The 15689-nt window shown below is 42.9% G+C and carries 8 protein-coding genes; 7 read left to right on the plus strand and 1 reads right to left on the minus strand.

Going from position 1 to position 15689, the window contains the following annotated elements; translation table 11 throughout:
• Window positions 1-190 precede the first annotated feature (190 nt).
• From HWV58_RS21920 to HWV58_RS21950, 7 genes are all read left to right on the plus strand, one after another.
• Window positions 191-3334, plus strand: a complete 3144-nt coding sequence (locus tag HWV58_RS21920) for a SusC/RagA family TonB-linked outer membrane protein (protein ID WP_175636148.1) — start codon at window positions 191-193, stop codon at window positions 3332-3334.
• Entirely contained in the window at window positions 3334-5265 is a 1932-nt protein-coding gene (locus HWV58_RS21925; protein WP_175636149.1) for a RagB/SusD family nutrient uptake outer membrane protein, read from the plus strand. Before HWV58_RS21920 ends, HWV58_RS21925 begins: the two co-directional genes overlap by 1 nt.
• Before the next feature lie 15 nt (window positions 5266-5280).
• A complete protein-coding gene (locus tag HWV58_RS21930) occupies window positions 5281-6516 on the plus strand; it encodes a DUF5000 domain-containing lipoprotein (RefSeq protein ID WP_175636150.1) in 1236 nt (411 codons plus the stop codon).
• A gap of 34 nt (window positions 6517-6550) precedes the next feature.
• Window positions 6551-7771 (plus strand): DUF4998 domain-containing protein, encoded by a 1221-nt coding sequence (locus tag HWV58_RS21935; RefSeq protein WP_175636151.1) that lies wholly within the window; start codon window positions 6551-6553, stop codon window positions 7769-7771.
• A 112-nt stretch (window positions 7772-7883) separates the two neighbouring features.
• Entirely contained in the window at window positions 7884-10226 is a 2343-nt protein-coding gene (locus tag HWV58_RS21940) for a glycoside hydrolase family 95 protein (RefSeq protein WP_235972793.1), read from the plus strand.
• Between the two features lie 7 nt (window positions 10227-10233).
• Window positions 10234-12276 carry an alpha-galactosidase gene (locus tag HWV58_RS21945; protein ID WP_175636152.1) on the plus strand — a complete coding sequence of 681 codons (2043 nt, stop codon included), beginning with the start codon at window positions 10234-10236 and terminating at the stop codon, window positions 12274-12276.
• Between the two features lie 38 nt (window positions 12277-12314).
• Window positions 12315-14522, plus strand: coding sequence for an alpha-galactosidase (locus HWV58_RS21950; protein ID WP_175636153.1), 2208 nt, complete (start codon window positions 12315-12317; stop codon window positions 14520-14522).
• Between the two features lie 139 nt (window positions 14523-14661).
• On the opposite strand, the gene map is transcribed toward HWV58_RS21950, so the two are convergent.
• Window positions 14662-15462 (minus strand): type I methionyl aminopeptidase, encoded by an 801-nt coding sequence (gene map / locus HWV58_RS21955; RefSeq protein ID WP_175636154.1) that lies wholly within the window; start codon window positions 15460-15462, stop codon window positions 14662-14664.
• Between the last annotated feature and the right edge of the window lie 227 nt (window positions 15463-15689).

Genomic DNA, 15689 nt, shown 5'->3' on the forward strand with positions numbered 1-15689 from the left:
ATATTCTTTTCTTCAAGATAGATCTGAAGCTCTTTTGGCTCTTTTTCGACTTTGAGTATTTCGAAATAATCCAGAATGCCTTCTGGTAATAAAAAACTGATAAGGGTTTGTTCGGCCTGATTCAAGGGAATTTGTAATTGCTATAAGATACAAAAGAAACAAATTATTCCATCACCCCCAACTTTTCCGCTTGATCCGTTTTTCGCAGGCAGGAAAGAAAACCATTACAGGTAAAGTTACCGATACGCTGGGGGTTGGACTTCCGGGTGTTACCGTAGCGGTAGTTAATAAAGTAAATGTGGGTACGCAAACCGACAACAATGGTAAGTATGTACTCGATGTAACTCCGGGCGAGCAACTGCGTTTTTCTTATGTGGGCTATCGCGAGCACCGTGTAATTGTTGGTGCTGCCAATGTAATTAACGTAAAACTGGCCGAAGAGAATATGCTCTCGGAAGAGGTGGTTATTACCGCCCTTGGTCAGAAACAACGTAAAGAAGCATTGGTAGGTTCGGTTACCACCGTAAAGGTAGGCAACCTTAAAATTCCATCGAGCAATTTAACCAATGCCCTTTCCGGACAGATAGCCGGTGTAATTGGTTACCAGCGCAGCGGGCAGCCGGGACAAGACAATTCGCAGTTTTTTATCCGCGGGGTAACTACTTTCGGGTATAAAAGAGATCCGTTAATTCTGATTGATAACGTAGAGCTAACCAGTTCAGATCTGGCACGCCTTCAGGTTGATGATATTGAAAGCTTTTCGATATTGAAAGATGCGAGTGCCACTGCTTTATATGGCGCAAGGGGTGCAAACGGTGTAATTCTGGTTGCGACCAAATCGGGTAAAGAAGGGAAGGCTAAAATCAATTTCAGGCTGGAGCAATCGGCTTCTCAATCGGTGCAGAATTTAGAACTGGCCGATCCGATTACCTACATGAGGCTTTTTAACGAAGCATCGATTGGCAGGGGCATGGATCCCATGTTTACGCCAAACCAAATCATTAATACGCAGGCCACGGTAAATAAAAGCCCGGGCTATAACGAATACGTTTACCCGGCGGTTGACTGGCTGGATATGCTCTTTAAAAAGCGCACCAGCACACAGCGTGCAAATTTGGGTATTAGCGGTGGCGGTGGTGTTGCCCGTTACTATATCGCAGGATCGTACAATTTAGATAACGGCGTGCTGAAAGAAGATTCGCGCAATAACAACGATAACAACATCAAGTTCCGGAACTATCAGCTTCGCTCCAACATCAATATCGATTTGAGTAAAACTACTGAAATGGTGGTTCGCTTATCAGGTAATTTTAGCGAGTATAATGGTCCGCTGGCAACTGATGGTGGTTTTTCTACCGATTTGTACAACATTGCCGTTCATACTAGTCCGGTTTCTTTTCCGGCATTTTACCCTGCCGATGCTGCCAACCAAAATGCCCAACACATTTTATTTGGTAACAGGGGAGGTTCAGGGCAGAACAGCATTTTAGATAATAACCCTTATGCTGCCATGCTGCGTGGACATAAAAACTCTTCCGAATCGCGCATGTCGGCCCAGTTTGAGCTTAACCAGAAATTAGATTTCTTTACCGAAGGACTTTCGTTTAAAACGATCTTCAGTACCAACCGCTATTCGTATTTTGATTCGCAGCGTGCCTACTCGCCATTTTATTACAACATTGGTTCTTACGATAAACAAAGCAATACTTACGTGTTAAACTGGCTTAACTCTTCGGTAACGGGTGGTGCACCAAATATTGCGCAAGAATATTTGTCGTACTATCCGGGAGGCACCAATATCAATACCTTTTTATATGCCCAGGCCTCATTAAATTACGATAAAGCCTTTGGTAACCATAATGTTAGCGGTACTTTAATTGGTACAGCCCAGCAATCGGTTTACAGCAATGCAAGCTCTTTGCAAAATTCGCTTCCTTACCGCAATTTAGGTTTGGCCGGTCGTTTAACCTATTCCTATAAGAGCCGCTATTTTATCGAATCTAACTTTGGTTATAACGGATCGGAAAGGTTTTCGGAGAACCACCGCTTCGGGTTTTTCCCAACCATTGGTGCCGGCTGGGTGCTTTCTAACGAAAAATTCTGGACAGGGGGATTAGCCAATGTGATTAACCGCTTAAAATTAAGGGCTAGTTATGGTATTGTAGGTAACGATGCCATTGGTGCGCAACGCTTTTTCTATATTTCGGATGTTAACCTAAATGGTGGTGGAAACTATGCCCAGTTTGGATTTAATGGCGCATCTAACCGTAATGGTGTGTTCATTAATAATTACGAAAATAAAGATGTAACCTGGGAAACTTCAAGACAGACCAACGTAGCGCTGGAGGCAACACTTTTTAAAGATCTGAGCCTTATTGCCGAGTTTTACAACAACTACCGCTACAATATTTATATGCCGCGTACCAACCTGCCTACTACATTAGGACTGGAATCGGGCATTGGTGCAAACGTAGGCGAGGCGCGCTCGAGAGGTATGGATTTATCGCTCGATTATAAATTCAGGGTGAACGATTTTTCTTTCGCTGTGCGTTCTAACCTAACTTTTGCCAAAAATAAATACCTCAATTACGAAGAGCCACAATGGGCAGAAGCTTACCGCTATACCACGGGACAAGCCATTAACCGCAACTTTGGTTACATTGCCGAACGTTTGTTTGTGGATGATAAAGAAGTACAGAATTCGCCAACGCAGATTTTCTCGCCCAATGGCAAACCACCAAGGGCAGGCGATATTAAATACCGCGATTTAAATAATGATGGTAGAATTGATGAGGCCGATAAAGCTTACATCGGTTTCCCACAATCGCCTGAAATCGTATATGGTTTTGGTTTCAGCTCATCATACAAAGGTTTCGATCTTTCGGCCTTTTTTACCGGACAAGACCGCATGACTTTCTTTATCGATCCGACTAAGGTAAGTCCATTTGTGCCAAGTAATCAGCAATATATACTGGGCAATACGCAATTGCTGAAAGATTTTGCCGATAACCACTGGTCGCCGGAAAACCAGAACCTGTATGCGCTTTACCCCCGACTGGCTGTAAATGCTGTTGATTTGGAAAACAATGCGCAAACCAGTACCTGGTGGATGAGAAACGGCCGTTTGCTACGCCTTAAATCGGTAGAGCTGGGCTATACGCTTCCGCAGCGCATTTCTAGCAAAATTAAGTTAAACTCCTGCCGCATTTATTTCAATGGCTTAAACCTGCTTACCTGGAGCCCTTTCAAATTATGGGATGCCGAGCAGGGTGGAAATGGTTTTGCCTATCCAATACAAAAGGTGTTCAATGTTGGTCTTAACGTAACCTTATAATGAAAACGATAAAAACATATTTCAAATACAGTTGCATCCTTTTAATGCTTTGCACTTTTGCATCCTGTAAAAAATACCTCGATGTTACCCCCGATGACATTGGCACATTAGATTATGCATTCAGGAACCGGAATGAGGCCGAGAACTACCTGTATTCTTGCTATGCCTATTTGCAGCGCATGAACGATATGGCCACGAACCCGGGCTTTACCACGTCTTCAGAGTTAATTTATTCGAATACACTCGATAATTTTCAGGGTTTTAACCCTACAGGCTTTAACCTGTTGCGCGGAACACAAACTGCTGCGAGACCTGGTTTAAATACCTGGGATGGGCAGGAAGGCAGTTATAGCCTTTGGCGTTCGATCAGGATCTGTAATATCATGCTCGAAAACATCGATAAACCAATTGACCTGGGAGCTGCTGAAAAGAAACGCTGGATTGCAGAAACCAAATTCTTAAAAGCTTATTACCACTACGTTTTATTTAAAATGTACGGGCCAATTCCTTTAATTAAAACCAACCTGGCCATTAACAGCTCAACCGACGAAGTGCGGGTGAAAAGAGTGCCTGTTGATGAAGCGGTTGATTACATTGTATCGCTTTTAGATGAAGCTGCGGCCGATTTACCACCGGTGATTAGCAGTCAGGCTACAGAGCTGGGCCGTATTACCAGTGTAATTGCCCTTTCGGTTAAAGCCGATGTGCTGGCCACGGCTGCAAGTCCGTTGTTTAACGGTAATCCGGATTATGCAGGTTTTAAAGATAAAGACGGGGTAAGCCTTTTCCCTGCTGCCTACGATGCACAGAAATGGAAAAAAGCTGCCGATGCGGCTAAAATAGCCATCACTGCTGCCGAAGCACAAGGCATTAAATTATATACTTTTAGCGCACCCTCTACCGTTGGTAAATTATCCGATTCGTTGAAAAGAGAACTGGATGTGCAGAATGCTGTTGCCGAAAGATGGGAGCTAAATTCTGAAATTATCTGGGCTTCCAACCCCGAGTTTAACTACCAGGGATTTTCTACTCCGAGGCTTACAGCGAAATCGGCGGTAAATATTTTCTCTAATCCCTCTACTTTTTCTGCTCCGATTGCTACGCAGGAACTTTTTTACACCGTAAATGGCGTACCGATTACAGAGGATAAGACCTGGGACTATGCTGGCAGGAATACGATTAAAGCCGGCGATAATGCCAGTCGCTATTATATCCAGCAGGGTTACGAAACCATTAAAGGTCACTTTGCCCGCGAAACTCGTTTTTATGCCGATATGGCTTTCGATGGTGGTATCTGGTTTGGCAATGGCCGTAACTTTCAGGATAGCCCTAGTGCACCTTTATACTATGTTTCGGCCAGGGGAAGTGGTTTTGCCGCCCCAAGCGATAATATCAGGTTGAACATCACCGGTTACTGGCCTAAAAAACTGGTGAGCTATGCCTCAGTTTATGATGATGGTTTTCAGTCGTCGCCATTCCGCATGCCTTTAATCCGTTTAGCGGGTTTATATCTTTTATATGCCGAAGCTTTAAACGAAGTAAACGGACCAACTGCAGATGTGTTTACTTACATCGATAAAGTGCGTCAAAGGGCTGGCTTACAAGGGGTACAGGTTTCGTGGGCAAACTTTTCAAAAAGTCCGAATAAATTTAATACCAAAGAAGGTTTAAGACAGATTATCCACCAGGAAAGACGAATTGAGCTGTGTTTTGAAGGCCAGAGCGGATGGGATTTAAGAAGGTGGAAAGAATTACAGGCTGTGCTAAGCAGCCCGATACAGGGTTGGAGCATCAACAATGCTGATGCCGTAAACTATTACCGGCCAACTACCCAGTTTATTCCTGTTTTTGGCCTGAAAGATTACCTGTGGCCTATCAGAAGTTCCGATCTGGTAGTGAATCCAAACCTTGTTCAAAATCCTTATTGGTAGTTTAAATTAAACAACATGAAAAATATTAAACATAGTATTTACCTGGCGCTTATTGTCGCTGTTTTGGCAAGCCTTGCAGCCTGCAAAAAAATGGAAAGCTATAACGATCCAGCTTCTTCAGATATGACCAAGCCGGGAGTGGTAACCAACGTTAAAGTCGATAATTTTAATGGCGGAGCTTACATTACCTATTCTTTGCCCAATTCTAAAAATCTTTTGTATGTATTGGCGCAGTATAAAATAAACGGGGTAACCACCCGCGAAACTAAATCGAGCTATTATTCTGATTCGATTATGGTTGATGGTTTCGCTAAAAAACAAGGTTACGATGTTACCCTGTATGCGGTAAGCAGGGCAGAGGTTAAATCAGATCCGGTTGTGGTTAAGGTTAATCCCGACACCCCACCTTATTTATTGGCTAAACCCAGTATCAATGCTGAGCCAGATTTCGGTGGAATTAAAGTTACCGGAACCAACCCGGCAAAAAGTAATCTCGGTGTTATTCTGCTTTCGGTAAACGATAACAACAGTTCTGATGTGATCGATCAGCATTATGGCAAAGCAGATGTAATCAGTTATTCGGTTAGGGGCTATGCACCTGTGGCCAAAAAAATTGGTTACTACGTTACCGATAACTTTGGGAACATTTCTGATACTACTTACAAAACCATTACACCATTTTTCGAAACCCTTTTGGATAGGGGGAAATTCTTCCAGTACAGACTGCCATCTGATGGGGTTATTGCCTATGGCTGGGATTTACCTTATTTGTGGGATGGAAAAACCGATGGGAACTCTAATGGCTGGCACACTGCACCAGGTGGTGCAATGCCTGCCATTGCGACTTTTGGTTTAGGCGTAAGCGCTAAATTAAGCCGCTTTATTTTATGGGAAAGACCTGATGGTGGCGATAAATTCGCATTTGGCCACGGAAATCCAAAGGTATTTTCGGTATGGGGTTCTGATGTAGCGGCCCCACGTGATGCGCAATTGCCTTTATCGGCACCCGAAGGAACGGTTATCGGCGACTGGATTAACATGGGCAATTACAATTATCCTAATCCGCCGTCTGGTGCCACTCCGGTAGCGCATACCACTGCAGATAACGATTTTGTAAAAGCAGGTGTAAGTTTCAATTTCCCCTTAACCAACCCTAAAGTGCGCTATATCCGCTTATCGGTAAGCACAACATGGTCGAGCGGTACCTTTGCACATGCCATGGAAATGGCCTTTTACGGCGATCCGAGATAGTTATTGATTAACAAAAGAAGATAAATTTTCAGATATGAAAAGTATATATAAAATAAGTGGTTTGTTGCTGCTGCTGTTAACCCTGATTATCAGCTGTACCAAAGATGATCTTGCTTTTAAAGAATTTTTAAAAGATGGCGAGATGGTTTATCCCGGTCGTGTGGCAAACATCATTACCAAACCGGGCAACTTGCGCACTGCACTCTGGTGGAACTCAAGTCCCGACCCAAGTGTAACCAAATACGTGGTATACTGGAACAACAACGGCGATTCGGCGGTGGTGAATTCAACCACACATAATCCGCTCGATACCGTTAAAGTAATCCTTTCGAACCTGAAAGAATATACCTATACTTTTACGGTTTACTCTTACGATGCGCAAGGGCACAGGTCTATCCCGATTGAGGCCAGAAATGTGCGGGTTTTTGGTCCGCTTTACCAATCGGGTTTGTTAAACAGGCCTTACAACGCTATCAACCCCTATGTGGTAAACAGCAATGGTTCGGTTCAGCTCAATTTTAATACACCCGATACCATTAATGTGAATACCATTGTGCGGTATACCAATAATGCCGGTACCAGCGTAGATAAAATACTTTTGCCAAAAGATACCGCTATTACCCTTACCGATTATAAGGCCGGAACAGATATCCTTTACAAATCAGCTTTTATCCCTGGTAAAGGTTCGCTGGATATATTTACGGTATCAGATTTTTCGACCTTTCCTAAAATATTTACTTATGTGCTGTGCGACAGGTCGTTGTTTAGCGAAGTGCGTTTGCCGGGCGATGCGCAGACTTACGAATCGGGAACCAGTATTAGTAAGTTATGGGATGGAAGTGTTGGGCCACAAGGTTATCCCAATATTTTCCATAGCGCAGGCAACAGTGGTATGCCTCATGTAATTACTTTCGATTTGGGTAAGGTTTACACCAATTTATCGCGGATAGAGGAAACCGGCCGCGATTGCTGTAATAATCCCGACCGTTTCGAAGTTTGGGGAACCGCCGATTTAACCAATGCAACTACTAGCTTATCGGCTAGTAACAGCGGATGGCCGGCCGAAGCAACCAGTAAAGGCTGGGTACTATTAAAAGACATTACCAGATCAGACGATGGTAAAAATGCTTTTACATCCGAATTGGATAATGGAGGCAAACCGATTCGTTATATTCGCATCCGGATTAAACATGTAACCACTGGTGATGGTAATTATAGCAATATGAGTGAAATCAGGTTCTGGAATAAGCAGTAAACCTCTTAAGCGGTCGTCATCTCGACTGGAACGGAGAGATCTTTAATAGATTTCTCGGCTTCGCTACACTACGCTCGAAATGACGATTGCTTGTATGATCAACAACACACAAATGAAACTAATGTATTTAAAACAACTTACTGTTATTGCCTGCTTTTCGCTTTTCATCGGTAAAAATGCCACAGCCCAGCAAAAGCCCCTAAACCTTTGGTATGATAAACCTGCCAAAATTTGGGAAGAAACGCTACCGCTTGGTAATGGCAAGCTGGGCATGACCCCTGACGGAGGAATAACGAAAGAGCAGATTGTATTGAACGATATTACTTTATGGAGTGGGGGTAAGCAGGATGCCAACAACTATGAAGCTTACAAAAGTCTTCCTAAAATCAGAGAACTGATACTGGAAGGTAAAAACGATGAAGCCCAGGCACTCGTTAACCGCGATTTTGTTTGTAAAGGACCGGGCTCGGGTGGTGCAGCCTGGGGGAAATACCAAACCCTGGGTAATTTGCAGGTTGATTATACGTATCCTGGCGATAAAGACGTAAAACCAGCGTTTTACAAAAGAACTTTATCGTTGGATAAGGCGGTGGCTACCACCGAATTTACTCTCAACGGTGTAAAATATAAAAGAGCATATTTCTGCAGTTTTAATAATGATATAAATGTTATTCGCCTTACGGCTGATCAGCCCGGAAAGCTAAATTGCAATATTTCCATCAGCAGGCCCGAAAAAGCAACTTTGGCCAGCGATGGTAAGGATCTGTTGATGTTTGGTCAGCTGGATAACGGCACCGATGGCAAAGGCATGAAATACCAGAGCCGGGTAAGTACCACTGTTAAAGGTGGCTCAGTAGTTACCACAGGCAATATCATTCGAATAAAAAATGCTACCGAAATACTGATTCACGTTGCAGCAGAAACCAATTTCAAACATGCTGATTTTGAAGCACGTGTTAAGAATACTTTGCAACAGGCCAAAAAAACAGCCTATGCAGTTGAACTGGCCAAACACAATGCTAATTTTGCTAAGCTTTTTAACCGCTTAAAAATCAATTTGGGCGAAGGCGAAGCCGCTAAACTACCTACCGATGTAAGACTCGAGCATTTCTACAAAGATTATCAAAACGATGTTTCGCTAGCTGCCCTGTTTTTTCAGTTTAGCCGCTATTTAAGCATCAGCAGTACCCGGGTTGGACTTTTGCCACCCAATTTGCAGGGCTTGTGGGCCAACCAGATCAATACCCCATGGAATGGCGATTACCACCTGGATGTGAACGTGCAAATGAACCATTTCGCTATTGAACAAGCTAACCTTTCGGAACTTAATCTGCCCCTGGCAGAACTGGTGCGGAGCTTAACCATACCGGGCGCAAAAACTGCAAAAGCTTATTACAATGCCAATGGATGGATTGCCCATGTAATTACCAATGTTTGGGGATTTACGGAGCCTGGAGAAAGTGCCTCATGGGGTGCCTCCAATGCAGGTTCTGGCTGGTTATGCAGTAACCTTTGGGATCATTTCGCCTTTAGTCAGGATTTAAATTACCTGAAAAGCATTTACCCGGTGTTAAAAGGTTCAGCCGAATTTTATAAAAGTGCCCTGGTTAAAGATCCTAAAACAGGCTGGCTGGTTACTTCACCATCGGTTTCGCCTGAGAATACTTTTTACCTGCCGAACGGAAAAACGGCCAGTATTTCGATGGGACCAACCATTGATAACCAGATTGTACGCGAGCTTTTTAACCACGTAATTACTGCAGCCAAATTGCTTAAAACCGATGCAGCGTTCAGCGCTTCGCTAGAGGAAAAACTAAAATCCATCCCGCCGGTTGGACTAATCAGCAAAGATGGCCGCATACAAGAGTGGCTGGAAGATTACAAGGAAACCGATCCGCAACATCGCCACATTTCACATTTATACGGCGTTTATCCGGCAGGCTTAATTACGCCGGTAACTACGCCTGCTTTGGCCGAGGCTGCTAAAAAAACGCTGGAGGTACGGGGTGACGACGGGCCAAGCTGGTCGATTGCCTACAAACAGTTGTTCTGGGCCCGTTTACTGGATGGAAACCGTGCTTTTAAGCTTTTAAGGGAAATTTTAAAACCTACCTTGCGTACCGATATGAATTACGGTGCCGGGGGCGGGGTTTATCCAAATATGTTATCGGCCGGGCCACCATTCCAGATTGATGGAAATTTTGGTGCTGCGGCAGGTATTGCCGAAATGCTTATTCAGAGTCATGATGGCTTTATCGAATTGCTGCCTGCAATACCCGATGCCTGGAAAGCTTTTGGCGAAATTAAAGGCCTAAAAGCCCGTGGCAATTTTACGGTTGATATGACTTGGAAGGATGGTAAAATTACCCATTACCGCATTGCCTCGCCAAAACCGCAAAAAGTAAAACTTAAAATAAACGGTACATTAAGCCAGATAACCTCAACTAAACTTTAAAGCGGATATGCTTATTGTTAATTTATTTAAATTCAGGTGTTTATTGGTTTTGGTTGCGCTGTTGTCGGCTTTCAAATCCGTATCGGCAACCATTATTCGCTACGGTAAAGCAGGCAAAATAGACTATAACCTTAAAACAGGCACTTTTACTGTTTTTAACGGTCCGGTTTTGCTGCTGGCGGAGGGCTTTTCGGAAGTGGGTTATCAAAACACAACACTTCGTTCCAGAAACTACACGCAAATTACTTATACAAAAAGCGCAGTAAAAGATGCTTTTGGACAGGGAATTAAACATACCTTTTTATTAAAACAGGATGGCTTGCCCAACATGCAGCAAATCATTTTAACCTATTCCAACCGCGATTACTTTCTCATTTCTGTAAACATAACCGGCAGTAATCTGGCCACAAACCGCATGGTACCTTTAAAGGGAAATCTGATGGATAGCCAGATTAAGGATGAAGCTACCAGCTTATTTGTGCCTTTTGATAACGATACCTTTATTTCTTATCAGGCCCTTCCATTTCAAGCCAATGTTAGCAATCCGAGTGCCGAGGTTACTGCTTTATACCATAATCCATCGCGAAAGGGTTATGTGATAGGCTCTGTTGATCACCGCAACTGGAAAACCGGAGTCATCACTACAATGGATGCAACTAAAGAAATAACTGTTGAGGCCGTTTGCGGTTACACTAACGAAAGCATTACCCGCGATAAAATAGCGCACGGTTATCTGAAAGGAAATACAGTGACTTCGGCCAGTATATTTTTTGGCAGTTTTAGCGATTGGCGTTCAGGGATGGAAACTTATGCCAAAGCAAACCGTATAGCCGAGCCACCTGTAATTTTTAAATGGAAAAGCCCTACGCCAGTGGGCTGGAACAGTTGGGGAGCCATGCAGGAGAAAATTACATTAGAAAAAGCCAATCAGGTAGTTGATTTCTTTGCCGATAGCCTTAAATCTTTCAGGAGTGAGGGGGTAGCTTATATCGACCTCGATTCTTACTGGGATAATTTACTTAAAGGTGGTTTAACCGGCGACTATTCCAAACTCAAAACTTTTGCCGATCATGCGAAAGCAAAAGGTTTAAAACCCGGGATCTACTGGGCACCTTTTGTAGATTGGGGTTTTGCAGGCGGCGGCAACCGCAGGGCCGAAGGGACCAATTATACTTTTGGCGAGATGTGGACCAAAGTTGGATCGGGCTATCATGATCTTGATGGTGCCCGTGCTTTAGATCCCACACATCCGGGCACCCAACAACGCATTGCAACTGTAATTAATAAGTTTAAGGAATGTGGTTTTGAAATGATTAAAATCGACTTTTTAGGTCATGCTGCAATCGAATCGGAGCATTTTTACGATCCTAAAATTAGCACTGGTATGCAGGCTTATCAGGCTGGTATGGAATTTCTGCTCAAACAGCTCGATCATAAAATGTTGGTTTATGCTGCTATTTCGCCCAGTTTGGCTTCTGGCAGGTACGTACACATGCGCCGTATTGCCTGCGATGCCTTTAAATCGATACACGATACCGAATATACTTTAAATGGTGTGAGCAACGGTTGGTGGCAAACGCATCTGTACGATTATATTGACGCAGATCATGTGGTGTTTGGCGATCAATCTGATGCGGAAAATACGGCTCGCTTTTTATCAGCCATTGTTACAGGCACTTGCATTACAGGCGATGATTTTTCCCGCCCGGGTAAATGGACAAACACGGCCAAACGCTTACTGAATAACACCGAAATCCTTAAAATTTTAAAGAATGGAAAAGCATTTGTTCCGGTAGAAGGTGGTATGGGCAAATCTGCTTCACCACTTTTTGTAAAACAGGTTGGAAATGTGACTTATCTGGCCATATTCAATTACAGCGATGCCGAACAAAAAATCAACCTCGATTTCTCCCGTCTTGCGTTAAGAACTGGCGAAAAATACAATTTTACAGATCTTATTGCTCAGAAAACAGCTTCCATTCAGGATAATCAGCTCCTAAAACTGGCTGCAAAAGATGCGTTGATTTTTAAAATAACCTCAAAAAAATAAAAACCTATCTAAAACATTAGCCTATATTTTAACCACAAATGAAAAAAACAGATCAATTTTCAAATTACTTTAAACGAGGAGTTCTGGCCATTGCCCTTTGCCTGGGCTTTGGCACTTTAAATGCCCAAACTATCATTCCTATCGAAACGGCAAACAATGCCCTGGTATTACAAGCCGGGGCAAATAAGGATGTGAATACCATTTTCTTCGGGAAAAAACTTGCCAATAAGCAAGAATACGCGCAGGTTGCCGGTCAGTATAAACAAACGTCCGATTATACCGGTCAGTTAAATTCCGTTTATACTCCATCAGGATCTCGTAACCTGGTAGAACCTGCCATTACGGTTACCCATGCCGATGGCAATAATTCGCTCGATCTTAAATATGTAGATCATACCGTAACTGCTGTTGATGATAATGTAAGCTTGCTCAAAATCAGGCTAAAAGATCCTGTCTACAATTTCGAGGTTACCCTGTTTTACAAATCGTTTTATAAGCAGGATGTAATAGAACAATGGACCGAAATTAAACACAGCGAAAAGGGAGCGGTGGTGCTGCATAAATATGCTTCAGCCAACCTGCACTTAAAATCGCCACATTTCTGGCTAAACCAGTACCATGGCGATTGGGCAAAGGAAATGCAGCCAGAGCAAAGCGAAATTACCCATGGCATTAAAACATTGGATAGTAAACTGGGAACGAGGGCCAACCTGTTTCAGCCATCGGTTTTTATGATTTCGTTAGATAAACCTGCAGAAGAAAACGAAGGGAGTGTTTTATACGGTGCCTTAGAGTGGAGCGGGAATTTCAAAATTGATCTCGAACTGGATTATCAGGATAACCTCCGCATTATTGCCGGCATGAACAATTATGCTTCGCCTTATAGCTTAAAGCCGGGAGAAGTTTTTGCAACACCTGCATTTTTATATACTTTTTCTGATCAGGGAAAAGGTGCGGCCAGCAGAAAATTGCAGAACTGGGCACGTAACTATAAAATATTGGATGGGAAAGGAGATCGGTTAACGCTTTTAAACAACTGGGAGGCCACTTATTTCGACTTCAATGAGCAAAAACTGGCCGAATTATTAAAAGATACCAAAAAACTGGGTGTCGATTTTTTTCTGCTGGATGACGGTTGGTTTGGAAACAAATATCCGCGCAACAGCGATACCGCCGCATTGGGCGATTGGCAGGAAAATAAGCAAAAACTTCCGAATGGGATCAGCTCCTTAATTAAAGAAGCCGATCAGGCAGGTACCCGCTTTGGGATCTGGATCGAACCCGAAATGGTGAGCCCCAAAAGTGAATTGTACGAAAAACACCCTGATTGGGTAGTGAAGCAGCCTAAGCGCCCCGAATATTATTTCAGGCACCAGTTAGAACTCGATTTGTCGAACCCCAAAGTTCAGGATTTTGTTTTCGGTGTGGTTGATGACCTCTTGACCAAAAACCCGAAACTAGCTTACATTAAATGGGATTGTAATGCCGTAATTTATAATGCCTATTCTGCACACTTAAAAAATCAATCGCATTTTTACATTGATTATGTTAGGGGATTATACAGTGTATTGCAGCGCATCAGGGCTAAATATCCAGTTATTCCGATGATGTTGTGCTCTGGAGGCGGTGGCAGGGTAGATTATGGCGCTTTACAGTACTTTACCGAGTTTTGGCCAAGTGATAATACCGATCCTTTAGAACGCATTTTTATGCAATGGGAGTACTCTTATTTTTATCCGGCCATCAGCAGTTCTAACCATGTAACCGATTGGGGCAAACAGTCAATCAAATTCCGCACTGATGTGGCCATGATGGGGAAACTGGGCTTTGATATTGTAGTGAGTAAATTGCCGCATGAGGAACTTCAGTTTTGCCAGGAAGCGATTAAAAACTATAACGAAGTGAAACCGATTATCTGGCATGGTGAGCAATACCGTTTGGCTAACCCACGCGCAGGTAGCGTAGCATCGATGTTGTATGTAAATGAACAAAAAACAGAAGGGGTGATTTTTAATTACCTGGTGAATTACCGCTACGAGGAGGGAAGTAAGTATCCCATTAAAATGGCTGGATTAGATGCTGCAAAAAAATACCAGATTAAAGAAATTAACCTTTTTCCGGGTAAAAAATCAACCATTGATAGCATCAAAACTTACACCGGCGATTTTCTGATGAAGGTGGGTTTCAACCCAAATTTGAACAATAACAGAACCAGTGTAGTATTAAAACTGGAAGAAGCGAAATAACGATATTCTATTTAAGAATTGGTTTAGGCCCGGCAAGAATTGCCGGGCTTTTTTATGGCAATATTAAGGGAAACCAACGTACGTCATGCTGAATTTATTCAGCATCTCTCCCTATGTTATTTTAACACCTTTAAATCTCTTAATAATAAGAAGTATTCAGGTTAGCATTTGCTTTCTCAGCGGCCTCGATAATCGAATAATCGGAAAGAATTAAGGCTTGACCTTTTTTAACGCAAACATCATGTTCGAAATGAACAGAAGGTTGTCCGTCGGCAGTTCTGATTGCCCAGCCATCTTTATCCAGAAATACATCTTTCGTACCCATGTTAATCATAGGCTCAATAGCCATTACCAGATTTTCTTTTAACATGGTTCCGCTACCTTTGCGGCCGTAGTTTGCCACTTGTGGATCTTCGTGCATACTTTGGCCAAGGCCATGTCCAACCAAATCTCTCACCACGCCATAGCCTTGTTTTTCATTATAGTTTTGAATGGCAAATCCGATATCGCCCAGGCGTTTGCCTACAACAGCTTCTTTAATGCCTTCGTAAAGCGATTCTTTGGTGGTTTTAACCAGTTTTAAGATCTCAGGTTTAACTTCTCCAATAATAAAAGTATAAGCATGGTCGCCGTGCCAGCCGTTTTTAATGGTACCCACATCAACCGAAATAATATCGCCGTCGCGCAGTTCTTCTTTGCCAGGAATGCCATGTACCACCACATCGTTAATAGAGGTAATAATATGGGCCGGAAAACCATTATAATTATAGAATGACGGAACAGCACCATTATCAAGAATAAACTCATTCGCCAGTTTGTCGATTTCAAGCGTACGCATGCCTGCTTTTAAAACTTTAGCAACTTCTGTAAGGGTTTGGCTCACCAATAAGGCACTGATTCGCATCAGTTCTACCTGTTCGTCTGTTTTGTATAAAATCATTTGGCGCAAAGGTAACATTATCATTTTGTGTACCGAATTTTCACTTCAAAAGTTTACCCCTTGCTGATTAGGTTATGGAAGAGGTTACCAGTATGACCTTTTCATACCTGCCCATATCTCTGAAAAAAAATCGTATTAAACGATAAAGTTTTTAGGATAAATAACAATGGACTCCAATCGACTGGTTTTTGTTGTTTTTTAACCAAAATGCTTTAAAAAGGTGCTCA

The organism is Pedobacter ghigonis, assembly GCF_903166585.1.
Lineage (GTDB): Bacteria > Bacteroidota > Bacteroidia > Sphingobacteriales > Sphingobacteriaceae > Pedobacter > Pedobacter ghigonis.